This is a genomic window from Marinomonas maritima (assembly GCF_024435075.2).
Classification (GTDB): Bacteria; Pseudomonadota; Gammaproteobacteria; order Pseudomonadales; family Marinomonadaceae; genus Marinomonas; species Marinomonas maritima.
The window spans coordinates 217,894-243,773 of record NZ_JAMZEG020000003.1; the positions used below are offsets into that span (position 1 = coordinate 217,894).

At 44.3% G+C, this 25,880-nt stretch carries 22 protein-coding genes and 1 CRISPR repeat array (1 of these 23 running past the window's edge); of the genes, 5 read left to right on the forward strand and 17 right to left on the reverse strand.

From position 1 onward, the window contains the following. Window positions 1–1,664: a CRISPR direct-repeat array (repeat unit 28 nt; unit sequence TTTCTAAGCCGCCTGTTCGGCGGTGAAG); it begins 6,529 nt to the left of the window's first position. A gap of 129 nt (window positions 1,665–1,793) precedes the next feature. From cas6f to M3I01_RS13130, 7 genes are all read right to left on the reverse strand, one after another. Next, a complete protein-coding gene (gene cas6f / locus M3I01_RS13100) occupies window positions 1,794–2,354 on the reverse strand; it encodes a type I-F CRISPR-associated endoribonuclease Cas6/Csy4 (protein WP_255896327.1) in 561 nt (186 codons plus the stop codon). Between the two features lie 10 nt (window positions 2,355–2,364). Next, entirely contained in the window at window positions 2,365–3,369 is a 1,005-nt protein-coding gene (gene csy3 / locus M3I01_RS13105) for a type I-F CRISPR-associated protein Csy3 (protein ID WP_255896328.1), read from the reverse strand. Window position 3,370: 1 nt separating this feature from the next. Continuing rightward, on the reverse strand, window positions 3,371–4,324 hold the full coding sequence (gene csy2, locus M3I01_RS13110) for a type I-F CRISPR-associated protein Csy2 (protein ID WP_255896329.1): 954 nt from the start codon (window positions 4,322–4,324) through the stop codon (window positions 3,371–3,373). Beyond that, window positions 4,324–5,661, reverse strand: coding sequence for a type I-F CRISPR-associated protein Csy1 (gene csy1, locus M3I01_RS13115; protein WP_275565117.1), 1,338 nt, complete (start codon window positions 5,659–5,661; stop codon window positions 4,324–4,326). Before csy1 ends, csy2 begins: the two co-directional genes overlap by 1 nt. 34 nt (window positions 5,662–5,695) lie before the next feature. Beyond that, complete coding sequence (cas3f, locus tag M3I01_RS13120; protein WP_255896332.1) at window positions 5,696–9,076, reverse strand: type I-F CRISPR-associated helicase Cas3f; 3,381 nt, start codon at window positions 9,074–9,076, stop codon at window positions 5,696–5,698. Next, window positions 9,073–10,047 (reverse strand): type I-F CRISPR-associated endonuclease Cas1f, encoded by a 975-nt coding sequence (cas1f, locus tag M3I01_RS13125; RefSeq protein ID WP_255896333.1) that lies wholly within the window; start codon window positions 10,045–10,047, stop codon window positions 9,073–9,075. Before cas1f ends, cas3f begins: the two co-directional genes overlap by 4 nt. Window positions 10,048–10,199: 152 nt before the next feature. Next, entirely contained in the window at window positions 10,200–11,027 is an 828-nt protein-coding gene (locus tag M3I01_RS13130; protein ID WP_255896334.1) for a WYL domain-containing protein, read from the reverse strand. Window positions 11,028–11,427: 400 nt separating this feature from the next. Between M3I01_RS13130 and M3I01_RS13135 the strand changes: the two genes are divergently transcribed. Then, a complete protein-coding gene (locus tag M3I01_RS13135) occupies window positions 11,428–12,624 on the forward strand; it encodes an amino acid aminotransferase (RefSeq protein WP_255896335.1) in 1,197 nt (398 codons plus the stop codon). Window positions 12,625–12,755: 131 nt separating this feature from the next. On the opposite strand, the gene M3I01_RS13140 is transcribed toward M3I01_RS13135, so the two are convergent. The 5 genes from M3I01_RS13140 to M3I01_RS13160 all read right to left on the reverse strand — a co-directional run bounded on the left by M3I01_RS13140 (window position 12,756) and on the right by M3I01_RS13160 (window position 17,360). Next, on the reverse strand, window positions 12,756–13,370 hold the full coding sequence (locus M3I01_RS13140; RefSeq protein ID WP_255896336.1) for a UPF0149 family protein: 615 nt from the start codon (window positions 13,368–13,370) through the stop codon (window positions 12,756–12,758). 67 nt (window positions 13,371–13,437) lie between these two features. After that, window positions 13,438–15,336, reverse strand: a complete 1,899-nt coding sequence (gene parE, locus M3I01_RS13145; RefSeq protein WP_255896337.1) for a DNA topoisomerase IV subunit B — start codon at window positions 15,334–15,336, stop codon at window positions 13,438–13,440. Window positions 15,337–15,468: 132 nt separating this feature from the next. Then, the gene (locus M3I01_RS13150; protein WP_255896338.1) at window positions 15,469–16,050 is read right to left on the reverse strand and encodes a YqiA/YcfP family alpha/beta fold hydrolase; all 582 of its coding nucleotides are present in this window, start codon (window positions 16,048–16,050) and stop codon (window positions 15,469–15,471) included. Between the two features lie 62 nt (window positions 16,051–16,112). Continuing rightward, window positions 16,113–16,577, reverse strand: coding sequence for a DUF1249 domain-containing protein (locus M3I01_RS13155; RefSeq protein ID WP_275565118.1), 465 nt, complete (start codon window positions 16,575–16,577; stop codon window positions 16,113–16,115). Between the two features lie 162 nt (window positions 16,578–16,739). Then, a complete protein-coding gene (locus M3I01_RS13160; RefSeq protein ID WP_255896341.1) occupies window positions 16,740–17,360 on the reverse strand; it encodes an NUDIX domain-containing protein in 621 nt (206 codons plus the stop codon). Window positions 17,361–17,471: 111 nt separating this feature from the next. Here M3I01_RS13160 and M3I01_RS13165 point away from each other — a divergent pair, with 111 nt between their 5' ends. From M3I01_RS13165 to pseF, 4 genes are all read left to right on the forward strand, one after another. Further along, on the forward strand, window positions 17,472–18,035 hold the full coding sequence (locus M3I01_RS13165) for a DNA-3-methyladenine glycosylase I (protein ID WP_255896342.1): 564 nt from the start codon (window positions 17,472–17,474) through the stop codon (window positions 18,033–18,035). Between the two features lie 137 nt (window positions 18,036–18,172). Continuing rightward, on the forward strand, window positions 18,173–19,168 hold the full coding sequence (gene pseB, locus M3I01_RS13170; protein ID WP_255896343.1) for a UDP-N-acetylglucosamine 4,6-dehydratase (inverting): 996 nt from the start codon (window positions 18,173–18,175) through the stop codon (window positions 19,166–19,168). Continuing rightward, window positions 19,155–20,339 carry a UDP-4-amino-4,6-dideoxy-N-acetyl-beta-L-altrosamine transaminase gene (gene pseC, locus M3I01_RS13175; protein WP_275565119.1) on the forward strand — a complete coding sequence of 395 codons (1,185 nt, stop codon included), beginning with the start codon at window positions 19,155–19,157 and terminating at the stop codon, window positions 20,337–20,339. The genes pseB and pseC overlap by 14 nt, the downstream gene beginning before the upstream one ends. Further along, window positions 20,336–21,052 (forward strand): pseudaminic acid cytidylyltransferase, encoded by a 717-nt coding sequence (gene pseF / locus M3I01_RS13180; protein WP_255896345.1) that lies wholly within the window; start codon window positions 20,336–20,338, stop codon window positions 21,050–21,052. Before pseC ends, pseF begins: the two co-directional genes overlap by 4 nt. A 4-nt stretch (window positions 21,053–21,056) precedes the next feature. Here pseF and M3I01_RS13185 read toward each other — a convergent pair whose 3' ends face one another. The 5 genes from M3I01_RS13185 to fliS are packed head-to-tail and all read right to left on the reverse strand — an operon-like array spanning window position 21,057 to window position 25,880. Next, window positions 21,057–22,049: a PseG/SpsG family protein gene (locus M3I01_RS13185; protein ID WP_255896346.1), complete on the reverse strand. Its 993-nt coding sequence runs from the start codon at window positions 22,047–22,049 to the stop codon at window positions 21,057–21,059. Then, a complete protein-coding gene (gene pseI / locus M3I01_RS13190) occupies window positions 22,031–23,050 on the reverse strand; it encodes a pseudaminic acid synthase (RefSeq protein ID WP_255896347.1) in 1,020 nt (339 codons plus the stop codon). The genes M3I01_RS13185 and pseI overlap by 19 nt, the downstream gene beginning before the upstream one ends. Window positions 23,051–23,052: 2 nt before the next feature. Continuing rightward, window positions 23,053–25,161 (reverse strand): motility associated factor glycosyltransferase family protein, encoded by a 2,109-nt coding sequence (locus M3I01_RS13195; RefSeq protein WP_275565120.1) that lies wholly within the window; start codon window positions 25,159–25,161, stop codon window positions 23,053–23,055. Then, window positions 25,151–25,447, reverse strand: a complete 297-nt coding sequence (locus tag M3I01_RS13200) for a hypothetical protein (protein WP_275565121.1) — start codon at window positions 25,445–25,447, stop codon at window positions 25,151–25,153. The genes M3I01_RS13195 and M3I01_RS13200 overlap by 11 nt, the downstream gene beginning before the upstream one ends. Beyond that, entirely contained in the window at window positions 25,440–25,880 is a 441-nt protein-coding gene (gene fliS, locus M3I01_RS13205) for a flagellar export chaperone FliS (protein WP_255896350.1), read from the reverse strand. Before fliS ends, M3I01_RS13200 begins: the two co-directional genes overlap by 8 nt.

Below are 25,880 nucleotides of genomic sequence, written 5' to 3' on the forward strand. Positions count from 1 at the left end.
AAGTTTGGGCAGTCTTTTTCTAAGCCGCCTGTTCGGCGGTGAAGACGGGGCAACTCCCAGACGCTCAATTAATAGATTTCTAAGCCGCCTGTTCGGCGGTGAAGTAAACAGGTACTCCCACAAATTCACGCCCGATTTTCTAAGCCGCCTGTTCGGCGGTGAAGTTTTTGATTCGGATGTTGGCGGCTTAATAGAGTTTCTAAGCCGCCTGTTCGGCGGTGAAGAATAGTCCACTTCAAGAAGCAATAAGTTTTGCTTTCTAAGCCGCCTGTTCGGCGGTGAAGTAATGAACGTATTTACAGCAACAGGTAATTTATTTCTAAGCCGCCTGTTCGGCGGTGAAGAGTGATAGCAGCGGCCGTTCAAAGTGCCGCTGTTTCTAAGCCGCCTGTTCGGCGGTGAAGATGCTTGAGATCTCATCAAAGTGCGCGTAGGTTTTCTAAGCCGCCTGTTCGGCGGTGAAGATGCCCGTCATCACATGGCGCAAATTGCCCACTTTCTAAGCCGCCTGTTCGGCGGTGAAGATTCTCTCCCAGAAAAATTCTACATCGATTGCTTTCTAAGCCGCCTGTTCGGCGGTGAAGTGACCATCGATGAATACATCGCCTGACATCTTTTTCTAAGCCGCCTGTTCGGCGGTGAAGGTTGCGTCATCATCTGTATACATTTCCAACATTTTCTAAGCCGCCTGTTCGGCGGTGAAGCAATCAATATGCCGTACTGGAACGACCTTACATTTCTAAGCCGCCTGTTCGGCGGTGAAGCTGATGCGGGTTGGACGGGTATTAGCAATACTTTTCTAAGCCGCCTGTTCGGCGGTGAAGGATGCAGCAGAGAAAACTAGGGCACTAACTCATTTCTAAGCCGCCTGTTCGGCGGTGAAGTTGGACACACACTTTTCAGACAATTCAGCCAATTTCTAAGCCGCCTGTTCGGCGGTGAAGTGTCATCAAAAGACAAAGACGGAAACCCAACGTTTCTAAGCCGCCTGTTCGGCGGTGAAGATGGAAGGGTGCTGTAGTCCCCGAAACACTATTTTCTAAGCCGCCTGTTCGGCGGTGAAGCAAAGCGGCAATTTTGGGCGCTGACTATGAATTTTCTAAGCCGCCTGTTCGGCGGTGAAGTGTGTCTTAATACATGCGTTTTCTGTCCTTTGTTTCTAAGCCGCCTGTTCGGCGGTGAAGACCGTACAGTCGAGCCATGTTTGTATCATGTTTTTCTAAGCCGCCTGTTCGGCGGTGAAGAAGACGAAATTACAAGAGCGTTTGACATTTCTTTTCTAAGCCGCCTGTTCGGCGGTGAAGTTCCTATCAATGAGCAAACTGTATTTATTGTTTTTCTAAGCCGCCTGTTCGGCGGTGAAGGCCTTTACGAGTTGAGCAGGTGTATTCACGTATTTCTAAGCCGCCTGTTCGGCGGTGAAGCTGCTGCGTCAGTGCCAGTTGTTCCCGCAGCTTTTCTAAGCCGCCTGTTCGGCGGTGAAGGCGCTGGCAGAGACGGGCGTAAGTACAAAGTATTTCTAAGCCGCCTGTTCGGCGGTGAAGGATGGTAGAATTATTTGCGCCCTCATCTTATTTTTCTAAGCCGCCTGTTCGGCGGTGAAGAGGAATGTCTAAATAGTCATTTGCTGGAATCGTTTCTAAGCCGCCTGTTCGGCGGTGAAGTAGAGAAAATTAGCATTAAGTATCTGATTGTTAAAGAACTTTGTATCTTTTGGGGAAAAATACCCTTTTTCAAACAAGAAATGCCAAGCCCCTATTTATAAGGGCTTGGCATTAGGTCGAAAAAAAGGGTTAAAACCAAGGCAAGGTACTGATGGCGCTTAATCCGTATTTGGAGAAGTTCGCCGCCTCGTCTTTTGATGCGGTTATGGTTTGCTTAATAAACAATGGAAACTGTTGATCCCCTGTTGATTTGCTTTTGATTCTGACAAAAGGCAGTTCCGATTGCTTTTCAGCTTCTTTGGGAATACGTTTCACCGCTTCTTCGTAAGTGAGGTCATGGCGTTTCATTGCTCGGCGACGCAGCTGGTCAGCGTTGCTTTTCACGTGAACTCGCTTAACAAGGCAAAACTCATTGGTACTTGGAATTTGAGTTACCTTGGTGACTGAGGTGAAGTCCCCTAAACCACGCCGCCATGGTAAGGCTTCAAGTTCTTCTAAACGACCTTGTAAGCCATGTAAACGGAGTTTGTCTCCCAAGCTTTTTTTGGTGGCGTTTGGAAAGCTCACGCCAATGTCATTTTGAGAGACTTCCACCAGGGCTCGATGCAGTTTGCTGAACAGCGCATTCATCAAGATAGGCTTAGTAAACTCTGGGTCTTCCAAAATGGTAATGTCCAGATAGTAGTCCATAACCTCTCCTTTACGCGTCCGATTTTCCGCCAAACACGCCACCACGAATCAAGTTCGCAATAACGTAATGTTGTTGCTCTGTTTCTGGCGCTTGACCTTTTTCCATCCATTTATCAAACAAAGTATAAAAGTCATCTTTGTTGCTACGGTAGGCTTTACCACGACTAGTAACAGAGCCAAACGGTTCGGCAGAAATAGGACCAATCTCTTCGGAGCCTTGATACCAAGTGTCGACTGTGCGAATGGCATTGCCGATTTTTTGCGAATGTAAAGCGGCGGTGCCGTCTACGTGATACAACACCTTGCTCTTGCGCGAATTACCATCCAAAACAAGCTCTTGAGACGGAAAGACTTCTTGCCCTTCACCCAGTTTTACAAAGGCTTCAACTTGGAAGTAGGTAAACGTATCGCTGGTCAGACCTTTTTGAATTTGGTCAGCAAAGGCTTTTAAATCATCACTTTGGTAATCAAAATCCCGAAGCGCTAGGTCGTACCCGTTGAAAACCCACGTCGAGTTACCTTCTTTATTTTTTTGCGTCACACGAATAGAGATGTCTTCCGCACCAACACGGTTACGCCATAGAAAGCGGCCATTAGCAATGTTAGAAGCATAACGATGCGCCAATACGGCAAAAGACTGCTCTTCAATATAAGACTGAATCGTGCTACTCAATACGGCTTGATAGTCTGGGCTGTTACACGCAGAAGGCGTTGCTAGGTCGCCCAATACTCGTAAACTAAACACGACTTTTAATGTGTCGCTGTCAAATGGCAAAGCGGCGTTATCGACTTTTTGTAGGTTCGCCTTGTTCACTTCTTGGTCTAGCTTAGCCGGATCATTTAGAATGACGTTTTTTTGGCGATTGGAAATAGTACCTCGTACTGATTTTTCTTGTAACGCTATCGGTTTCCATTCACCGTCTGGCTTAGCCCAATTCCCTGCGAACAACAAACCATCTGAATTTGCCAGTTTACGTTCGAATGCCAATACGGATGCGGTTTTTACTGCTGCCATGCTATTTCTCCTCAATGGTTTGGTTTGTTTCGTTGTTTAACAAAATGGGGGTTTCTGGTTGATAATCGTTTTTACAAAGGTAAAGCGCGTTGTCTGCTTGGTATTCTTGATGCCAAAAAAGGTGCTTCAAATCGTCTATTCGATGTGGGCTGATCCATTGGCCCAGAGAGTAAATCGATTCAACAAATTGCACAGGACAAGAACGATCTCGCACGTTCCCCACTTGGCCCGCTTCGTACAAATCGGATATTCCCTGATAGCCAACCACGATAGGCTTGAGCCAACCGGTGTAATCCAATCTATCCACGGTCCATTCAGCCTTGTCGCCCTTTGGCTTAGAGGACATTTTTCGAGTACTAAAATCTAAAAATGCATCTAACGGTGCTTTTTGTGTTTTTTCTATATGGTCTTTAAGCACATCATCACGACTGACTAAAGCAAACCCAGGAAGCAATTTTCGTAAGAAAGATTTTCGTGTGGCTGGCTCCCGATTTATTGAGCTAATATCCTTGATAAGTTCAACACTGCCGATACTCTGCACTGTGCCACCAGCAACTCTTGATGCCGCCAAAGCGTCTTCGATACATTCAGCAAGTTCGTCCTCAACCGATGGTGGCGTCGGGCCAGATAGTGCAATCAGAAGCGTCACATCCATGCGCATTTTGCCTTCTTCATTAAAAGGCGCGGTACTTCCATCTTTCGTAAGAGGATTACGAGTCAGTGCAAAATAGTTTTCTCGACTCATGTTGTTGCTATGAGACTGCACTTGGCTGGCGTGGCAAATCACCGCACAACCTGTCAGTGTTAATCTATCAGAAACACGGGCTTGGACTTTTCTTTGCAAGGCGTGAGTTAACCCCAAAAAGCTGGTCATGGCAGGAAAACCCCACGTTAAACCGGCAATGGCATTGGCCCCTTCGACATTGAGGTGTCTAATTACAAGTAATTTATCCATTAGAAGGCTCCCTTTACGTCGTCTTGCACTAGCCTAAGCTCTTGAGCGGTGAGCACTTTCCATTGCACAAATTCAACATCGCCCGTGGCAATATCGGCGTTTTTCTCTAGTTCGGCATTTAAAAAGCGAGAGAAGTCGGCGGCAACTAAACCTTGCCACTCTTTTTTATCAAACTCGTCTTCAAACACTTTATCAAATGCTCGTCGATTTGGGTCTAACCAAAGCTTTTGATGCAGTGGCAAATGACAATCTAGATGAGAAGACCAACCCGCAGGAAAAGTGCGAACGCCAGCACCATAAGCGACTAGCTGATCGACAATGCCATCAATACGACGCGCTCTTTCCGCTCGTATTTCCCAAACACTGCGCTTATTCAAATTGGCAACTAAGAATTTTTTCAAACCAATAAGGTGCCCATACACCTTGCGAGAGAACGGCCCACGGAAAATAGATTTTACTTTTAACGGGGGGTTTTCTTGGCTTTGCCACGTTGGTGGTGCGCTGCTTAATAAGAAAGAGCGGCCACCACGGCCAGAGTTAAGTTGGCTGATGTTCTGTGGTTTCGTCCCGCCAAAAGCTTGCACGGCGATATTTTGAAATTCGATCGTGGCAAATTCTGACTCTTTCTCACCTCGACGTGCTGCCCGCGCTTCTTTTTGCTCTTCTGAGAAGCGCGCATGCTGTACGCGCTCAAAGAGTTCTTGGGAAAGCGAGGTAGCATAAAGCGGCAAAAGCAGGTGATAATCGCCGTCAATCGGCCAATACAGCTGTTTACCCAATTTATGAGAGCTTGGATCTTTAGCCGTCACGGCTAACTTAAAGCCCGCTAGCCAGTCCACTAATTGCTCTTTGGATTGTGCGAACGATTCAAAAGGCGACATATCGTCCTGCTGGATAAAGTTAACCAGCAATTTGCCATCGTTCTGCTCAAGCAAGAGTAACTTGCCCACGTCCAACGCGGCCGCATTGCCTACCACATCAATTCTTGGACTTTCTAAAGCTGATGTGGAAATAAATGGCAACTCTGGTGAGGGCTTTCTCTGAGCAAACAGACTTGTCCCTTTGGCATCGGAATGCGTGAACTTAAGCGCATGGGTAACTAACTGTAATTGCTTCGCTCGATTGGCGGCATCGCTGAGCCAATTTACTGGCTTAAAGCGATCCTCTTCACTCACTCTCAAGGCCGCACGTTCCATTTCGTAAGCGGCGACGTTTTCTGCCGATGCCGCTTGCACGCCTTTTTGTGTGTCTTTATCGAACTTGTCTAACCGATCCTGTTTGCGACTATCGATGTAATCGCGGATCTTTTCGGATAGCGTTTTTTCTTCTTGTTCCATCTCTCCCCCCTTCTCCATGTTGTATTCCTTTTTGCTAAATAGATTTGTAAAAACCTAACACCTGACTCTGTTGCCACACATCATTCTCACCACTCTTCCGCAGCCGAATTGCGCCAAATTGTATCGCCGCTTCACCAAGCTCCATATTGAGTTCCTCCGCTAATGCGATTAATGCACTTTGATAATCAAACTGTTTCGCCCAGTTATGCACGCCTGTGGCGAAAGTAGGCACTTGGTCACGCTGAAAGCTTTGTTTGTCGTCGGCTTTTAATTCGCCGTTGTCGTGCCAGCGGTGCATGCTTGGCTCGTCGTATTCTTCTTCCAAATAAAAACAATAGGATTCATCTGGCGTATGGCGACGAAATGGTAGTTTGCGCTGTAGATGGTTCGTCCAATGACAAGGCTTATTCCACCATAAGCTGGCAAAGGCTTCACCGTTTTCTTTATCCTTTCCCCACAGCTGAGAATGCAGCGCCGCATGTTCTAAATCCACAAAACGCTTGGTTGGTGCTAACGAATCTCGCTTTTGAATGCGTGGTAAAGCATTGATGGTTTGGTATTCACTTGGTTCTAACAAATCGTTTAGCTTATGGCTGTCTAGCAATAACGCACGGCTTTCAAAACCCGGCTTTGTATAGGCCGCCTTTTCGTTTTTCATGGCTCGAACATTTTGATTGAGCAAATGAATATTCGCGGTATCTACAGTAGCATCTGAATGTCGTAACACTCGCCCTGCCAGCTGGATCAAGGATCGAATCGACGATGGCTCTACGACTGCCCAATCGTACGAATGATCTCGACCCACTTCGGTTACTGGACTGCCAAGCACAACGAAAATATGCTGATCCTTAGGGTGTGCGTTCAGCGCGGCACTTACGCTAGGCTGTGCCCATATGGCGTTTGGGTCTTTTCTATTTAATATCGTATCCAGCATGTTTTCGATGGCGGAACGCTGCAATAATAGAAATTGACTGTGGTAAACACAATAATGAACCTGAATTCCATCTGGGCTTGGTGTATTCATCAAGGCTTTAGCAACCGCTACCAAGGGATTGATGTTGGCCATTCGCACGAGGCCAAAACTGGCTTTCGCGGGCAAACTGGGATGCGTATGATAATGAGCATAGTGAAGCGCTAAGATGCTTTGGTGCATGCGATTCGACACGGCTCTAATCACTGTTGAATCGTCGGTTTTGCCACCCACTTCATCGCCACAATCAATCTGATCGTCACAATCCACTAACAGCGCACGCCGCTTAATAGATTGCCCTAGAAGCTTTTCAGCACGCGTTGCCATGAGTTTTTGATGTTGCTCGGAAAACACAGCCTGCTCACTGGCTTGAATGGAATCGCTGCGAAATTCATCAAACCAAGCACAGACAATATTCGGCGTTTGACTGGGGTTCACATTTACAGCCGCTTCGTAGTGTTTGCGACCAGCAAGGTAAGCATCAAACAAGGCGTTGATCAAATCGGGTGGTAGGGTGGCAGAAGAAAGCAGTACATTCGAACCCAACATGCCTGCCCAATTCACCAATCGACACAAGGCGGGCAAATCTTCCAAACCAAAGTCATCCGGTTCGTCCAATACCAAATCGGAGGTTAGCAAGCGCAGCATGGGGGCTATTTGCTTACCGCCTCTGCTGCCTTCGGTCGATGGCATCAGGTGATCGATGGTGCTCACCAATACTGGCGCATTCACCAATTTGTTATTTTTGGGGGAGTTTTCTAACCAACGCGATAACGGCCCATCGCCTAGCATGCCTTCGTAACTGACGTAGCTGTCTTGGTCGCTGAAATCATTGGCGGATTCTGAACCCAACAAGGCTTCTTGCTGGCTTTCATCTTCTAAAACTTGCTTAGTTTTCGCTTGTTCATGCAAATCTTTCACCGCTTTAGAGCCAATGAGAACCGCTAAATCTTCATCGTCGAGTCGCAATAACTCTTTAAAGGCATCACCGGTTTGTAGGGTTAGCGTACGAAGCCCCAGCGCCACACTGAATCGGCACCCTTTTCTGTCATCGGCAAGGCCATACATAATACGCGCATTGGCAAAGGTTTTGCCTTTACCAGTGGAAGCGACATTAACGCCAAAAAAACCATGCTGTCTTGCTTTATCTCGAACGCTGACGGCTAATTCGTAGGCTTTATTTTGCCAAGCGAAACGGCTGTCTAACGTACGTTTTTTCAATTCGGGATGTCGAGTGATAACGGGCAGCGATTCTTTTAACGAGGACAAAGAGCGCACTATTTGATGGCTATGGCGGTACACCCCAATCAAATGTTCATCTAAGGTTTGATTGTACTTTCCATTGTCTCGGCTACCACGTTCGCGCCATGTATTGGCGTAGACATTTTTATAGCCCTTGTTGTCATGCCATGGATTCTTAGGGCCAATGGACTTTTGTGAGGAATAATAGTGATCGCCCAACATTAAACTTAGCCGAGCAAGATGCAAGGAAAAGGGCTGATTCAGCCAATCTTGCGTGAGCAGCTGTGTACGTTTAGAACCTTGCGATGCGATACGACTCATCCGCTCACGCCAGACTTTGCTGCAAAATGGCGAGCCCTTTTCAAAAAACCAAACCGCCTCGATTTCAGATGAATTCCACTCTTTATTATCGCATTGCGGAGAGTTCCAACCAGCTTCGACATAACCATTATCAATGATAGTCTCTGGAGAATTCACATAATCGGTGTTGCTATCTAAAGGCTCTGGCAATTTATGATGAGAGAGGATTAACCATGCGACAGCTTTGGCGACAGGCGGCAAATGTTTAAAAGGAGAAGAAACTTTATCTATACCATCTCTTTTAAGAGACGGCATGACCTTGCTTTCAATATCGTCGGGCAAGTCACTCAATAACTGTAACCATGTGGCATCCTGTTTGCTTTTATCCACACCTTCAATCGCATATATCACAAAGGCTTCAAACAATCGCACCGACACCCATTCATGACGATAAGGTTCGTAGGTTTTTTTCTTTATACCTGAAGAAGCAGCTTTTAACTTGTCTTGAAAAGCTTTATTGGCTTTGCCAAAGTCATGAAACAGCGCCGCAATACCCGCAAGAACTCGAATGTCTTCTGCTGTTTGCCATGTGTTTTCATCGCCAGAACGCAATATATCTCGTCCTGTTACGTTCGTCGGCACACTTCCCCATTCATTGAAACGACGCGGATTACCCACTAACCATTTCAACTCCGTTCGGTTACGCCCTCGAATCCAATGACAGGCCACAGACGTATTTCGACGCGCCGTTTTTTTGAGTAATTTACGTAACGTTACTAGGCCTTGTTCCGTTATGGCGGTTTGCCATGTTCGATCACCTGTTCGTTCAGCAAACTGATCAATGACTCGGCGGGTTTCTTTTAAGGCTTTTTTAGAGCATTGGGAGACGAGAAGGATGTTCATTTCTTTACCCCAAGCGTTTCACTGATTTGCTTGAGACTGTCGATCATATAATCGAGGGATTCACACCGACGAATGTTAGTGATACAAGCTTGGCGAAATTCTTGTTCGCTGTCGCCATTCATGGCGCTAATAAACGCTTGTGGGAGAATGATGCCATCTTTTATCAAATCCGCTGCATCAAACACTAAGCCACCACGACGGGTTTTGCCATGGAGCACAGACAACCCATGAGGCAAACCTAACACCCAAGTGGCCGTAGCGCCTAAGCCATAGGCGAGATAGTTACCATGGTCTAAAAAGCGATTGGCAAGATCCACACCCGCACCCTGCTTCACACGCTTGAAGTCGTTATAGCCTGTGACAGCACAAATAATTTTATAGAGGGTTTTGGTTAGCCTTGCTTCGGCTAGCATGAGCTCTTGAGTATGGGATACTTTCGCAACCGCTTGTTCGAAGCTATCTAAGGCTTTATTTAGATCTGCCACGCTAATGACAATGCCAGCATCTTTTAGTGCTGAATTATTAATCCATTGCTGTCTTGTGTATTCAATCCGTAGGGTTTGAATTTGCTTGGCAGCTTCTAAGCGTTTGCCTTCATCAAACCAAAACGATACCCAAGATTGCAGATATTCAACGGGGCGATATTCACTTTGTGGACTGAAAAAAGACACATCAAAATCAACTTCATTGGTCGAAAATAATGGCGCACCACCTCCGCCACAAAAGCCGATTAATACACCGGATTTTGCTAACTCTCGAACAGCGGCTTGAGTTATGGATGTACCATTTCCTAGCAATAGACACGTTGTGTTGGCAATTGGAATATTCCAATAAAGAGATTGCTTCCCTTCATCTGTGACATATTCCACTCGGCCATCCTTTACCAAAATACGACAATATTCGAGGTAATACATATTGGCGCGCTTGGAGTGCAATATGGTTTTCATATCCGACGGTGAGAACTGTTCCATTGTCTGTCCCTTCTCGCTTTTATCTATTTTGCTCTGATTTATTCGGCTTGCTTCCACTGTGCCTTGCTTTTTCTTACCTCACAATGCTGTTGTTTTACACAGGTAAAGTCATTTGACAGGTCTTGAGTGAAATCATGTTTTTCACGATTCAATCAGTCATAAAGCCATTGTTTTATGTCGGCATAGTTAACACACACCAGTTGCTGGGCCTGTGGGTTGGCTTCAAGCATTTTGGTTTTTATCTGTAGATCATCAAGCGTGTACTTAACAAGAGCGGCTCTGATGATAATGTGAAGTTGACCGTTTTCCATGCCGTAGTCGTTTTCAAGTACGCTTTTTTGCTTGTCGGTCAGGCGGGTGTCTGGCGCGAGGATTAAGGTGATTTGAGTATTCCAAAGCTCGTCCTGATCCACCGTGTTTTTCGTAACGTCGCCGTCGTATTCCACATGATGAAAACGGCTTAATACAAAGTCGAGGTATTCATCTCGCAAAGCGCAGTAAGCACGAACATGCCAACGATTAGCGGCTTTGACGAAAGAGTGTGGATAAAGTAGTCGCCCTTGCGGGTTGCTGCTAGCGACCGATAAATACTCACAATCGACGGCAGTTTTTGATTTGATTGCTTTGAGCAAGGGACGCATCACTTGCGGTGAAACGTATCTGGGTAATGGGTCGATACGATACTGTGTACGTTGAGCGGGCTCTTCAGGGAAAGTCGGGATATTGCCGAAATGCAGCCAAGAAAAATATTCATCGACGGTTTGATCAATATAATGAGGTTTGAAATGATCTGTTATTTGGTAGGCTTTTCGTGTTGCGTCATAATCTAATGAGTTTGGGAAATCGGCCTGATATTGTTTTAATAGATGACTCACACTCTGACGCGTCAAACCCAAGGCATTCATTAAGGGTTTGGTATTAATCTGTCCCTCCCAAAAGGCAATGAGTTCGAGCATCCAATAACGTTGAATAATTTCCATACTGTCTACTCCTTGACGTTTCACACAAATCTAGCTTAATAATTTACGACAACTAAGCTACCACATGTCAATTTTTTGTATCCAGCTATTCTTTACTTCAGCACCCCAATGGTTGTTGGCGTTATATTCGACAGCGGTTCACTATCAGACGTTTAAATGAACTGATATTGGCTTATTTAGCCAAGCATCCAACGCTGAATATGAATAAAAATTACTATTCTTTACCTACTCTTCGTCAAAAAAAGCCAAGGTGTCTTTTTTTCTTTACAGCATAAAGAGATTTTCACTCACGCTTGCATTGTATTTCGCTATAAAAAAGGCAAAATAAAGACGCTATTCAAGCGCCGACTCTTTTCACAGTGATGTCACTGTGATGCACAACAAGGACCCTGTATTTATCATGTTTAAGCATCTTAAAGCCGTTTCTGGCGACCCTCTTTTAGCCCTTATTATGGCCCATAAACAAGATTCAAACCCAAAGAAGATTGATTTGGGTGTGGGCGTCTATAAAGACGATAATGGTCACACGCCTATTTTAAACAGTGTGAAAAAAGCGGAAGCTATTTTGCTTGAACAAGAAGACTCCAAAAGCTATTTGGGAATTTATGGTGCGACAGAGTTCGAAGGTATTATCAAAGATTTGATCCTCGGTGAAGGCAACCCGCTTATTAATTCTGGGCGTATTCGTTCTACTCAAACACCAGGTGGTACTGGCGCATTAAAAGTTGCGGCAGATTTTATCAGTGCAAACTTGAAAGATGCTCGCCTTTGGGTAAGTGATCCAACATGGGGCAATCATCAGTCTATTTTTAACTCTGCCGGTGTAGAGGTAAAAGCTTACCCTTATTACGATCCAGCGACCAATGGCCTGCGTTTTGATGACATGATGGCGACCCTTGAAGCTGAAGCACAAGCAGGTGATGTATTACTGTTACACGCTTGTTGCCACAACCCAACAGGCATTGATTTACAATTTAACCATTGGGAAATCATTACCGATTTCGTAAATAAGCGTGGTCTTTTACCTTTAGTTGACGCGGCCTACCAAGGTTTTGGTGATGGTTTGGACGAAGATCTTGCTGGTTTGCGCCACATGGCGGCTAACGTTCAAGATATGTTAATCGCGAATTCCTTCTCGAAGAACTTTGGTATTTACCGTGAGCGTTGTGGTGGCTTAAGCGTGATCGCCGCTTCAGCGCCTGAAGCAAACGCTGCGTTTTCTATTATCGGTCAAGCCATTCGTGCTAACTACTCTATGCCACCCGCGCACGGTGCCGCGGTGGTTTACACCATCATGAGTGACCCAGCGTTAAAAGCCGAATGGGAATTAGAAGTAACGGCAATGCGAGATCGTATCAATGACTTACGCGCTAAGTTAGTGGCAAAATTAGCGGCTAGTGGTGTTAGTAAAGACTTCAGTTTCATCCAAGATCAACGAGGCATGTTCTCTTATTCTGGATTAACACTGGAGCAAGTTCGTAAGCTACGCAGTGAATACGCCATTTACATTGCCGATACTGGCCGCATGAGCATTGCTGGCGTCAGTGATAACAATATTGACTACCTTTGTGAAAGTATCAAAAAAGTCGTTGGTTAATAGAGTTTAAAAGGCTGTTAGCATTAAAAAACCGTGACCTGATATCAGGTCACGGTTTTTTTTCGTCTATGCTTTGTATTAAAAATTCACGAAAAAGTATTATTCTTTAAAAAAACAATAAGTTAGCTTTATTAATGAAGCACTCGCGTTTCTGAGCCTTTGATACCAGTTTGCATTTCAGGGTGATAATGCTGAACCAATCGCAACACAGAGGGCTCCAGCGTTTCTCGCCAAAATGTGACTTCCGCCTCAACCATACCTTCAATTTTGCTCCACCCGGCCTCCGTACCAAATAGACGTACAGGAGCAAGCACTTCATCAAAAAACTCTCTGTCGCCGTCCAACCCCATACCGATTAATTTTGCACCACGGACAAAACCAACACACCATTCTTCAACCAATATGGTGTATTCACCATCGACTTCCTGCTCTAAGTAAACAGGGTAAAAGTCACCGAACAACAAACTGTTCATGGTTTCCATGTACATGATCAAAACAAGGCTTAAAAACTCGTCTTCTTGTTCTGTGTTTTCCCACACAGGCTGATCTTCATCTGCGCCCCATATCGCATTTAACCAAAGATCAGGCTCTAATTCTTTAATAGAGCATCCAAGCGCGGTTAAAAAACCATCTAATTCGGACACACAAAGCAACGATCGGTCGGTTCCGAACGTGAGCAAATAGTGATCAATCTTTTCGTAAAGAACTTCTTCACTGATGATATCGTCGTCTTTTTCTTCAGACATTCATTCATTTCCATTTTATTGAGCTATACAGATATTTTAGCTTGCCTTGATAAAAGTTGATTCGTTTTTAATCTACTATCGCCAAGTTACCATAGGTTTCTAGCCAACTTTTACGATCTCCTGCACGCTTTTTCGACAACAGTTTGTCTAGAAGCTCGTCAGTATCCGGCTTGTCTTCCATTGTTAATTGGATCAATCGACGCGTATCTGGCGCCATCGTCGTTTCACGCAGCTGAGAGGGGTTCATTTCACCCAAGCCTTTGAAACGCTGTACATTCGGTGTACCACGTTTATTCTCGGCGGCGATCTTATGCAGAGTGATGTCTTTTTCTTCGTCGTCTAGGGCATAATACACTTCTTTGCCAATGTCGATTCGATACAAAGGTGGCATGGCAACAAAGACATGTCCATTGTTAACCAAGGCGGGGAAGTGCTTAACAAATAAGGCGCAAATCAACGTGGCAATGTGTAAGCCATCCGAGTCAGCATCGGCCAGAATGCAAATTTTCCCGTAACGAAGACCACTTAAATCGTCTTCGCCGGGATCGACACCAATCGCAACGGACATGTCGTGAATTTCTTGGGAGCCAAGAACTTGGTTGGAATCCACTTCCCATGTGTTTAATATTTTGCCTCGTAGCGGCAAAATGGCTTGAAAATCTTTTTCACGAGCTTGTTTTGCAGAACCACCAGCAGAATCCCCCTCCACGAGAAACAGTTCGCTTCGGGAAGTGTCTTGCCCAGAACAATCGGCTAATTTACCCGGTAATGCTGGGCCTTGAGTGATTCTTTTACGCACGACTTTTTTGCTGTCTTTCAGACGTTTTTGCGCACTGTTAATCACAATGTCGGCAATTTTTTTACCGTCTTCGACGTGCTTATTTAGCCAAAGGCTAAAGGCATCTTTTACTGTAGCGGAAATAAACGCCACAATTTGGCGAGACGATAAACGCTCTTTAGTTTGCCCTGAAAATTGAGGTTCTTGGATTTTAGCGGACAATACATAACTACAACGATCCCACACATCTTCTGCCGTGAGTTTAACACCACGGGGCAACAAACTGTGGAAATCACAAAATTCTCGAATGGCTTCTAGCAAGCCCGTTCGTAGCCCATTTACATGTGTGCCACCTTGTGCCGTTGGGATCAAGTTGACATAACTTTCTGTCACCAACTCACCGCCTTCTGGCAACCACTGTACAGCCCAATCAACACCTTGTGTTTTTTCGGTCGAACCACCAATAAACGGTGCTTCGGGAAGTAAAACAAAGCCTTCATTAGCCAGCGCCAGATAATCTTTTAGACCGTCCTGATAGAACCATTCGTCACGAACCTCTTCACTGCCACTTTGGTCAATAAAGACAACATGAAGGCCAGAACACAACACGGCTTTGGCTTTTAATAAATGCTTAAGACGAGAAGTGGATATTTTAGGGGTATCAAAATATTTGGTATCCGCGGTAAATTTCACCTTAGTACCGGTGTTTTTCTTACCAACGGTGCCAATTTCTTTTAGCTCTGATGTTTTAAAGCCGTTTTCAAATCCGATGTGATATTGAATGCCATTACGTCTTACCCACACTTCCAACGACGTCGACAAGGCGTTCACAACAGAGACCCCCACTCCATGCAGTCCACCAGAGAACTGGTAGTTGTCACCAGAAAATTTACCACCAGCATGCAGCTTAGTCAAAATCAATTCAACGCCTGATATTCCCTCTTCTGGATGAATATCGACGGGCATGCCTCGACCATTATCTTCCACGCTCAATGAACCATCTTTGTATAAGATAACTTCTATACGATCCGCATGGCCAGCCAACGCCTCATCGACCGAGTTATCAACTACTTCTTGCCCCAGGTGGTTAGGTCGTGACGTATCTGTGTACATTCCTGGGCGTTTTTGAACGGGTTCTAAGCCACTAAGAACTTCTATCGATCCGGCGTTATATTCTTTTGCAGACATGCGTGTTTTTACTTCCAAATTGATCGTGCATCATAGTGTCAAAGCACTACAGTGCGTGCGAGTGTAAATTAGATTGGCTAGAGTCTATCACTGGTTTTGCATCGTGTGAAATAGTCCAACAAAAGCAGGAGGTTACTCGGTTAATATTTTAGCAAAATGAAGGATTTCTTTAGAAAATCGGTCAAACTCTATAAAGCTGTGATCGCCATTTTTTTCATGCGTCAGTCGTGCGGTTTTAGGAAACGCCTTAAGCGCTTCTTGGTAGTCTAGAACCTCATCGCCTTCTTGCAGCATCAACCAATACAAATCAGCGGTAGGCTCAGTGACCACCAATTGCTCTAATTCCAACATATGCACTTGAGTTAATTCATACACTTCATTGGTGTAAGGGTTGGTTTGGGAGCCTAGATAGTCCTTTAGGAGTGTGGGTGCTTGTACTGCTGGGTTTACCAAGATGGCTTTTAGGCGGTATTTTTCAGCAAGATAGGCGGCATAAAAACCACCCAGCGAACTGCCTATTAAGGTCAGCCCTTGTTGCTGATTTGCTTCAATGATTGTTTCTAGCTGTTTAATGGCGTGCGCTGGCTGCCAAGACAAGCGTGGCGAAAGTATCGCACCAGGCACTCCAAATCGTTTTGCGGCATCACACAACAACGTTGCTTTGTGGGAGAGCTCAGAGCTATTAAAACCGTGAATGTACAATAAAGCCGCCATGGACGTTCTCGCTTATCTATCTATTTATTTTTCTAAAAAACAAACGCCACACACATCACACGTTAAGCAAACTGAAAAGACACGGTGTTATCGAGTCGGTGTCCATGTTTAAGACAAAGCTCTAACAGATCTGCCAATTGCTGATTTAAGCGGAACTTTTCATCCCGGTGCAACATGGCGTCATTGGGATAAGGATAAGTCCCTTGGTATTGGCGATGGCCGTCCGTGATTTCAGCAATACTGACGTCATGGTACAAACGCACTGTCATCGATAAAGTCGTTTTGAATAATAATTTTTTTTGAATTTCAGGACCGAATTCTAAAGCGATCTCGGATGTAAAACGACTTTCTTTGCCCAAGGTTAATCTTAAACGGCTTTCTTGATCTCCCATGCTATGAACGGAAAAGTGCCAAGACTCCATCTCTTCTTGGCCACGCATCAGTTTTCCAAGTCGTCGATAATTCAACTCACCGAGCATCTGTAAACTCACCAAATCTGGCACATATTCTCTGGGATTTTTTTTCATAACGTTCGTCATTCTTGTCAGGTGTTTCCTTCTGAAATTCTTACTTTAAAACAACAACGAGAGCGCACTTCACGCGCCTCTTATTGATAGCTCATATTGCGCCAGTATAGATTAAACCAAACGAAAAAGTGTTCATGATCTTAGTCAGTGAGATTGATGCGTTTAAGCACACCAGCGCGCGACAAGATTATTTTTATTTAAAGCAAACCACTGCAACCCCATTATAGTACTGGCGTTTTCTACGTCATGCTTTAGCAAGCCGATGGCCTCATCAGACGTTATCAAATGCAATTTAATGTCTTCATTTTCGTCGTCTAAGCCATGTATTTTATCAATATCTACCAGACTTGAATCAAACTCGCCAGCGTACATCCGTAAATATTCCACCAACCCACCCGGTGAAGGTACGAACTTAAACATGTATTCAAGACGTTTGACCGTGACTCCGGCTTCTTCGAAGGATTCTCGGCGGGCGACCTCTTCATCACTTTCACCTTCTTCCACCATTCCAGCAACCAGTTCAAGCAGCCATGGCGAGTCACTTCTCATGACCGTAGGACGAAACTGTTCAATCAGCAAAACCTTGTCAGCAACAGGATCAAACAACAACACGCACACCGCATCATTGCGCACCATCATTTCGCGGGTCATTGGGTGGCTCCATTCCCCGTTAAATTTTTTATGCCGTAAGGTCAGTTTACGCATTTCAAAAAAACCTTTGTAAAGGCATTCGTCTTCTAACACTTCAACATCTTTTTGACTGTACGTTGGTTTAAACTTCATACTAACTCATCCTAAGCAGACCATTATGTTGGCCTATGTCTGATATGATAGGTTTATAAAAGCCAAACAAGAAATATATTGGCAAGCATCACAGTCCTCGGAGTGTTATTAATGGAAAATATACGTTGTGCTTGGTGTTTAGGATCTCCCGAATACATTCATTATCATGATACTGAATGGGGAATCCCGATTTATGACGATCAAAAGCTCTTTGAGTGTATTGTACTCGAAAGCGCTCAGGCGGGTCTAAGCTGGATTACCATTTTACGTAAACGAGAAGGTTATCGAACACTTTTTTACGATTTTGACCCGATCAAAGTCGCCAATATGACGGAATCGGATGTGGAACGATTACTTCTAGACACACGCATTGTTCGGCACCGAGCAAAAATAGAAGCAACTATTAACAATGCCAATACCTTTCTAAAAATCGTCGACGAATTCGGTTCTTTCAGTGATTACTTCTGGGCATTCAGTGACCATAAAGTCATTGATAACCAGGTCAATAATCTGACCGAAGTACCCGCTGCGACGGAGCTGTCTACACGTTTTGCAAAAGATTTAAAGAAACGAGGGTTTAAGTTCCTTGGGGCCACGACGTGTTATGCGTTTATGCAGGCAACGGGAATGGTTAACGATCACATCGACGAGTGCGTTGCTCGAACGACAACATAAATCAAATCCTGTAGGAAGAGATCCTTGATTTCATTAATGTTTCACCTAAAGTTGTCGATATAATAAGAAGACTGTTTATACAACAACGATGCTCACAGGGCTTACTCTACTTTTATTATTTGGTTTGGTATTAATACATGTTTAACAACAAAAGCATTCTTATTACTGGCGGTACAGGTTCTTTTGGACGTCAGTATGTAAAAACTCTATTAGCCAATTACCAACCTAAACGACTCATAATTTACTCTCGTGATGAGCTCAAACAGTATGAAATGCAACAAGACTTTGATGCTCAATGCATGCGCTACTTCATTGGCGATGTACGTGATAAAGATCGCCTGACACAAGCCATGCGCGATGTAGATTTTGTGATCCATGCCGCCGCACTAAAACAAGTGCCTGCGGCAGAATACAATCCGATGGAATGCATTAAAACCAACATCCATGGGGCTGAAAATGTGATTGCGGCCGCAATAGCCAATAATGTAGAAAAAGTCATCGCATTATCAACAGACAAAGCGGCGGCTCCAATTAACTTATACGGAGCAACAAAACTCGCTTCCGATAAACTCTTTGTTGCTGCCAACAATATGGTTGGCCAAGGCCGTACACGATTCTCCGTGGTGCGCTATGGCAATGTGGTGGGCTCTCGTGGCTCTGTTGTACCATTTTTTCAAAAATTGGTCGCTGATGGTGCCGAGTCTATTCCAATTACCCATCCAGACATGACACGCTTTTGGATCACTTTACCAATGGGCGTTAATTTCGTTCTCAAGAACTTCCAACGCATGCACGGCGGTGAAATCTTTATTCCAAAAATCCCTTCGGTACGAATTATGGATTTGGCCGCTGCTTACGCGCCACACCTTCCAACCAAAGACGTTGGCATTCGTCCGGGTGAAAAGCTTCACGAAGTAATGTGCCCTTCTGATGATTCTTTCCATACTTATGAATTTGAAAATCACTATGTTATCTCACCAAGCATCAAATTTTATCAAGACGATATGGATTTTGGTCACAGCCGTTTAGGTGAAATAGGCGAATTGGTTAAAGCAGGTTATGAGTATCAATCTGGCAGCAACCCTCACTTTTTAAGTACTGAAGAGATTTTAACCTTCGATGAAACATACTGATTTTATCCCCTACGGCCGCCAATCCATTAGCGAAGACGACATCGCCGCGGTCACTAAATCGCTTCGTTCTGACTTTCTAACCCAAGGCCCTTGTGTCAGCGAATTCGAACAAGCCATTGCTGATAAAGTAGGAGCAAATTATGGCGTGGCTGCCAACAGCGCGACCTCTGCGTTACATCTTGCATGTTTGACTTTGGGTGTTAAAGAAAGCGACAGAGTTTGGACGTCGCCCAATACTTTTATAGCTTCCGCCAACTGCGCACGTTATTGCGGCGCCAGCGTAGATTTTGTCGATATAGATCTACGAACCTACAATATGTGCCCAGAAAAACTAGCCGAACGACTTTATAAAGCAAAGCAAAATAACACACTGCCGAACGTGGTTATTCCGGTGCATTTCGCGGGGCAGTCCTGCGACATGGAAGCTATTCATACGTTATCCAAAGAATATGGCTTTCGCATCATCGAAGACGCTTCCCACGCAATCGGCGCGAAATACCAAGGCGCTTACGTTGGTAACGGAAAATTCAGTGACATTTGTATTTTTAGTTTTCATCCAGTGAAAATTATCACCTCTGCCGAAGGTGGCATGGCGATCACCAACGATGAACAACTGGCTAAACACATGAAAACACACTCTCAGCAAGGCATAACAAAATCACCTGATGAGTTAACCCAAATGCCAGGCGATTGGTATTACGAACAGCATACACTGGGCTTCAACTATCGCATGACAGAATTACAGGCTGCATTGGGTTTATCGCAGCTATCGCGATTAGACGATTTCATAACTGAGCGCCATCAGCAATTCGCACGATACCAGGATCTTCTAAAAGACCTTCCTATTACCTTGCCGTTTCAGAAGGATGGGAGGAATTCCTCTCTGCATCTTTTCCCGATACTACTGCCAAAACATCATAAGGCATCACGAAAAGCCATTTTTGATGCATTACGTGAAGCTAATATCGGCACACAAATTCACTATATTCCGGTGCATACTCAGCCTTATTATCAAGCGTTAGGATTTAAAGATGGCGATTTCCCGATTGCTGAAGACTATTACCAACGCACCCTAAGCTTGCCGTTATTTGTGGGGTTGACGAAAGAGCAGCAAAATCGAGTCGCTGACGTTCTCCGTCAAGCACTTAAAGATAACGGCATTGAGGCATGACACAACACATGACATCAGACAAACCTTATCGTGTTGCCGTCATTCCTGCTCGTGGCGGTTCTCAACGTATTCCAAGAAAGAATATTCGCTTATTAAACGGCAAACCTTTGATTGCGTATTCCATTGAAACTGCGCTTTCTTCGGGGTTATTCGATGAGGTGATTGTATCGACGGATGATGCTGAGATTGCTCAAATTGCTCGGGATTGTGGGGCTACAACGCCTTTTTTACGTCCGGCTAATCTAGCCGACCACATGACAGGAACAACACCGGTGATGCAGCACGCATTGCAGTTTTTAATCGATGAAGGTAACGCACCGGACGAAGCCTGTTTGATATACGCCACTTGCCCTTTGCTCACTCAAGAAGACCTTCATCATGGTCTGGAGCAATTATCTAATGCGACGTTCTGTTTTTCCGCCACCACATTTGATTTCCCCATACAACGCGCTTTGCACATCACAGAAAACGGTGAACTTGCACCAATGTTTCCTGAACACATTAGCAAACGCTCTCAGGATTTGGTCGAGACGATTCATGACGCAGGACAATTTTATTGGGCGAGTGCTAGAAATTGGTTTGCTGAGGAAATTTTTGGCCCCAAATCCAAGCCTTTGTTGTTACCAAGGCATCGCATTCAAGATGTAGACACCGAAGAAGATTGGCTGCGTTTAACGCAAATTATGACACTAACGTCTGGCCAAACACTCTAACATTTCAAGAAAAGTACGCACTGACGGTTTTAGCCACGCGCTCTGCGCCTGCACCATCCACCAAATTTCGAGCCGTTTTACGAGCATTTTCTTGCCATTCAAGATCCAACCAACGACTATTTAACGCTTCGACCAGTTCCTCAATGCGTTGGTGACGAACCTCTTCTGACACATTATCAAAACGTATTGAACGACACCAACCAAGTGGAACATGTTGCTCTAAAGAACGAGTTTGATTGTCAGCAGTTTGCGCAAACACCGTCGGAACGCCAAGACAAGCAAGTTCAAACAAGGTGCCGCCCGCCGCAGAAATGGCCATTTTGGCTTGTTTCATAAGCGGCGTTACATCCAATAACCCCTGCTCAACATCAATATTATTTTCCTTACAAAAAGACAACACCCTGTCTGCCTTTTTGGCGCTGGCACCCAGTAATACTTGAATGTATTTAGCCGGAAAGCCGGACATTAATAATGTTTTTAAAATCGGTAACGTCAGTGCGAGAGGATCGGTTCCGCCTAAGGTGATCAATAGCTTTTCAGGTGGTGTGGTAGGTATACTGTTTTGCAGCAAAAAAGCGGGTCTTAACAAGGCGTATTGACTGCCCGTAAGCGGGAACTTAACGTTCTTAGAGTAAGTTTGATGCAAAGGGTTTAGCAACCACTTAGCGGGAAAGTCTCCTCTGTCGTTCATATCATCCAAAACGAGAAGATTTGCCTGATGCTCATAAAGCGTAGCTATGTCATCGGCGCTATAGCCATAATGATCGAGTATGACTAGATCCACTTGCTCAGCCAACTGCCAAAACTCGGGCTCTGTCTCAACAATCGTATCTTCTGGGGAGGAAAATGCATCATAACGGCGCTGGACAACAAACTGACACTGCCAGCCTAACGCCTGAAAAGCATGAATCAAGGCTTGGCAACGAATTCGGTGCCCCATGCCAATGTCGACAGACGCATCCGCTCGCGCCAGCGCTTTCAAGTCATCATATCCCAAGCAAGAGGCTGACCTTTTTGCACATCTACTAGGAGTGTTTTTCCAAGTACATCTGGCCAATGCTTTGGCGCCAGACCAAGTGATGGACGAATAATTTTAAGGTGCGTTTCGGACAAAACAGTGCCCGCTGGTAAATCTGTCGCCACGTAAATAGAGCGACGGTATTTTTTCGCCGCTTGCTCTGCATCCGAACCACCGTAAGTGACGGTTCCAAGTGCTGCTTTAGCAGCACGACAAGCTGCTACCAGCACTTTCATTTCCTCAGGTTCCATAGAAAATGCCGCATCCACGCCACCTGCACGGCGGTCCAAAACAAAATGTTTTTCAATCACCGTTGCGCCCAATGCCGTTGCGGCAACCGCAGCCCCCAGACCTTGAGTGTGATCAGACAAACCTACTTGGCAACCTGTGTGTTTGGCTAAATCTGCCATCGTAACTAGGTTTGTATCTTCTATTTTTGCAGGATACGTACTGGTACATTTGAGCAGGGTTAAAGGATTATCACCAATGGCTCGAATGGTTGCCACTGCGTCATCTATTTCATCCTTTGTCGCCATCCCAGTCGACATAATGATTGGTTTACCTGTTCGCGCAACCGCTTGAATTAACGGAATATCCGTCATCTCGAACGAGGCAATTTTGTATAAAGGCACATTAAGCGTCTCTAAGAATGCCACGGCACTAAGGTCAAAAGGCGAACTAAACGCCACCAGTCCTAAAGACTCAGCCAGCTCAAATAGCGGCTTATGCCATTCCCATGGTGTGGAAGCCTTCGCGTACAAATCATAAAGATTTGAACCGCACCATAAGCTGTCACTTTCAGACACCATAAATTCACCATGACGAATATCCAACGTCATGGTGTCTGGTGTGTAAGTTTGTAGCTTTATCGCATCAACACCGGCGTCAGCGGCCGCATGAACCATTGCTTTCGCGAGTTCAAAATCTTGATCATGGTTGCCCGATAATTCAGCAATAATAAAAGGCGTTTGTTCGAACATAATTAACCATTATAAAAAGTAATTAAGTGGTCATTACCTTGGTCTACATACTCCGACGCTTGCTGGAGCATGCTCGGCATTTCCTCAAGAAATTCGCACCAAGGCGTAAATAAATGATAAGAACGAGACACGGTTTCCGCTTCGTCTTTATGGTTAAATAAAAACTGTACAATTAAAAAGGCAGAATACGTAAAAGAACCTATAAGTAGATCATGGATATGACGATAGACACTCCCTCTCAAGAAATAAATTTCTCGATGGTAGGTCCAAAGCAAATTACACACATCTTCTCGTGTTTTTATACTCTCGTCCCAACCTTCTTGTAGTGCTTTACTGATCTTACGAAAGTCATCAACAGAAATAAGGGTATCAGGCGTTTGGTCTAATACCGCCGCTGGCGGGTCAGTAAAAAAGGCACCTTCCAATAAATCGATCGCCCTTTGATGGTCTATTTTTGGGTCTGTGATCAATACATCATCCATTAAAAGCGGTGTGACGCCTTCTATTTTTGCGCCATCAGACAAGTTGAAGCTATCAAAATTACGACGTTTATTGAGTGAACGTGTTAGTGACTCAAGCTGTACTCTAGACGTGTCCATAATGCCAGTAGCATAAATAGTACCGCCAAAATTGCCTTCTCTCTCGACTAATTTAGCGTCTTGGAACGATTGAAAACCCGACTCTTTACCATCTTTATAATAGCCACTATGGACAGAATGATGGCTATTTTTGTCTTTAAAGCCATTGTCCACCCCAAGGTAATACACGCTATTAAAACCAAATAGATGCACATAGGATAAGGCTAAATTGGCGACAATGGGATTACAGTAATTTAGTTGTACATAATTTTTCTCATCACCTTTTGCACGTGCATGGGAAAGAATGAGTGAAGTAATCGCTTCCCCCGGCTTCATTCCCATTCCTGAGCGTCCAAAATAATCAAAAAAATCCGGATGCATAACGTTAACCGTTAGCCCCCAAATTCCATTTAAGTACGCTTTATCTAAAAACGAAAATTTATCTACCGTTTGCTTCATCCTTTCGATATCCACATGAATATCTGGAGTCACGCCTAACTTACTTAACGTGTTGATAGTGGACCCACAAGAAATCAATAGAACTTGATCTCGAACCTCTTTAATCAATTCAATTCCTTGATCAAGAGAAGGGCCATTACCCAAAATAAAAACGGGAATATCTGTGACCCATTTCGGCAGTACATCCCTCCCTTGAAAGTGTGCCACTTTTGTTGTTGGAAGCGACCTGAGCCCCTGAGCAATGCCTATTAGAGCATCATCAAAAAAGCCCCATCCCATTACTTGACGCACATAATGCTTTTTAAAATAATCAAACGCCTTATCATTTTCAGGACTGTTATAGCCCATGAAAAGATAGGTTTCTGGGGCTAAAAAGTAACCGTTTTCTTGCAACTGTAAAAGATAAGTGTCGGTAAACTCTTCAGGCTGAACGCCTAGAAAAAAATGGATCGTACGGCCATCTCTGTTGCAGGTTTCTAAAATATTTTGCCAATCTATTGAATACAAAGAGTAATGAAAAAGATCTAAGTCACTTTCGTATAAATAAAGGTGTTTTATGTCTCTTTTGCTTAAGAGCAACTCAAGTTGATACCCAAGCTCAATACCAAATACAATGGCTGCCCCGACAAATTGAGGCCACTCGACTTGTTTTTCAAGGCCTTCAGACTGTACCTCAATTTCATCTAATATTTTATTACTGTAAAAGACATGACGACTTTCGTTGTTAAGAGAGCGCTCTAAATTGAGAAAAGTTTTTGTAGGGTGAGAAAGCACATACTCTATTTTATCTTGCGCCTGAGACTTAGGATTTTCTGAAAACAGAGGATAACCAATATCCTCTCTAAAAAGATTCAATTCCCCCGACTCTTCCATGTAAATAAAGCGTTTTTTGGGTCGGTAGTCTTTTAGCTCTTCATAGATATGAGGCATGAACTGAGAAAAAACAGTCATGTTTTTTATATATCGATCAGTAAGATCTTGATCGTTATCTTTTAACCTTTCAGCACCTTTTTTAAAAGAAGCAAGAAAGGCTTCCGCATGCTCAAGATTGGGGCCACTGGCTTTATTTTGCATGCTTCACGCCTTTATACTTACTGACGCTCTTTCGAGCTTTTATAGATTGAAATAACTGACTTTGCATGATTCGATGAGTGTCTTGAACTAGCTGAATAGCCGAATGATGAATTTCAATAAAAGTTTTTAATTTCTGATTATTTACGGAATTTTTTTTTTCAGGTTTAAGCGAAAAAATAAAGTCATTATGCTCTAAACATAACCGCTGTATTTCATCAAAATCTTTAACTAATACAGCCTTCTCTAATTCTTCAGTTAACTTAGCCAACTGGGACAGATCAAGCATTAATGGCCCCAGCTCGCGCTTGACTTTCACTATTGTATGCTTCTTGCTTAGATGCTTCGGATATTTGATCCCAGGCGCCTTTGATTTGCAAAAGTAAACCGATTACTTGATCAATAACAGCACAGTCTTTAGACACACTCGCTTCATTAATACGAACGATCATGTAATCGTATAACCCATCTAAATTATCCACTAACTCAGGATTGACATCACGATCTAATGCATCTCTTAATGCATTTATAATCTCTATTGCTCGAGTGAAGGCTTCGCCTTTCCCGCCCCAATCCCCTCGTTCAATACAGCCTTTGCCTAGCGCTAACCGTTCTATGGCTCCATGCATCAGAAGCTGGATAACACGATGAGGATCGGCCGAGGCTAAATCGGATTTTATAGAGTCCTTTTTATAAGCCTGAATCCCTTTTTTCGCGTACAT

Bases quoted from the DNA above. Each gene is read 5' to 3' on its own strand.
- M3I01_RS13140 (WP_255896336.1), bottom strand. From the start codon at position 13,370: ATGTCTGAAGAAAAAGACGACGATATCATCAGTGAAGAAGTTCTTTAC.
- pseI (WP_255896347.1), bottom strand. From the start codon at position 23,050: ATGTTCGAACAAACGCCTTTTATTATTGCTGAATTATCGGGCAACCAT.
- M3I01_RS13200 (WP_275565121.1), bottom strand. From the start codon at position 25,447: ATGCTTGATCTGTCCCAGTTGGCTAAGTTAACTGAAGAATTAGAGAAG.
- cas3f (WP_255896332.1), bottom strand. From the start codon at position 9,076: ATGAACATCCTTCTCGTCTCCCAATGCTCTAAAAAAGCCTTAAAAGAA.
- csy1 (WP_275565117.1), bottom strand. From the start codon at position 5,661: ATGGAACAAGAAGAAAAAACGCTATCCGAAAAGATCCGCGATTACATC.
- pseC (WP_275565119.1), top strand. From the start codon at position 19,155: ATGAAACATACTGATTTTATCCCCTACGGCCGCCAATCCATTAGCGAA.
- csy2 (WP_255896329.1), bottom strand. From the start codon at position 4,324: ATGGATAAATTACTTGTAATTAGACACCTCAATGTCGAAGGGGCCAAT.
- M3I01_RS13135 (WP_255896335.1), top strand. From the start codon at position 11,428: ATGTTTAAGCATCTTAAAGCCGTTTCTGGCGACCCTCTTTTAGCCCTT.
- M3I01_RS13160 (WP_255896341.1), bottom strand. From the start codon at position 17,360: ATGAAGTTTAAACCAACGTACAGTCAAAAAGATGTTGAAGTGTTAGAA.
- pseB (WP_255896343.1), top strand. From the start codon at position 18,173: ATGTTTAACAACAAAAGCATTCTTATTACTGGCGGTACAGGTTCTTTT.
- M3I01_RS13165 (WP_255896342.1), top strand. From the start codon at position 17,472: ATGGAAAATATACGTTGTGCTTGGTGTTTAGGATCTCCCGAATACATT.
- fliS (WP_255896350.1), bottom strand. From the start codon at position 25,880: ATGTACGCGAAAAAAGGGATTCAGGCTTATAAAAAGGACTCTATAAAA.
- M3I01_RS13195 (WP_275565120.1), bottom strand. From the start codon at position 25,161: ATGCAAAATAAAGCCAGTGGCCCCAATCTTGAGCATGCGGAAGCCTTT.
- csy3 (WP_255896328.1), bottom strand. From the start codon at position 3,369: ATGGCAGCAGTAAAAACCGCATCCGTATTGGCATTCGAACGTAAACTG.
- cas1f (WP_255896333.1), bottom strand. From the start codon at position 10,047: ATGGAACAGTTCTCACCGTCGGATATGAAAACCATATTGCACTCCAAG.
- pseF (WP_255896345.1), top strand. From the start codon at position 20,336: ATGACACAACACATGACATCAGACAAACCTTATCGTGTTGCCGTCATT.
- cas6f (WP_255896327.1), bottom strand. From the start codon at position 2,354: ATGGACTACTATCTGGACATTACCATTTTGGAAGACCCAGAGTTTACT.
- parE (WP_255896337.1), bottom strand. From the start codon at position 15,336: ATGTCTGCAAAAGAATATAACGCCGGATCGATAGAAGTTCTTAGTGGC.
- M3I01_RS13150 (WP_255896338.1), bottom strand. From the start codon at position 16,050: ATGGCGGCTTTATTGTACATTCACGGTTTTAATAGCTCTGAGCTCTCC.
- M3I01_RS13130 (WP_255896334.1), bottom strand. From the start codon at position 11,027: ATGGAAATTATTCAACGTTATTGGATGCTCGAACTCATTGCCTTTTGG.
- M3I01_RS13155 (WP_275565118.1), bottom strand. From the start codon at position 16,577: ATGAAAAAAAATCCCAGAGAATATGTGCCAGATTTGGTGAGTTTACAG.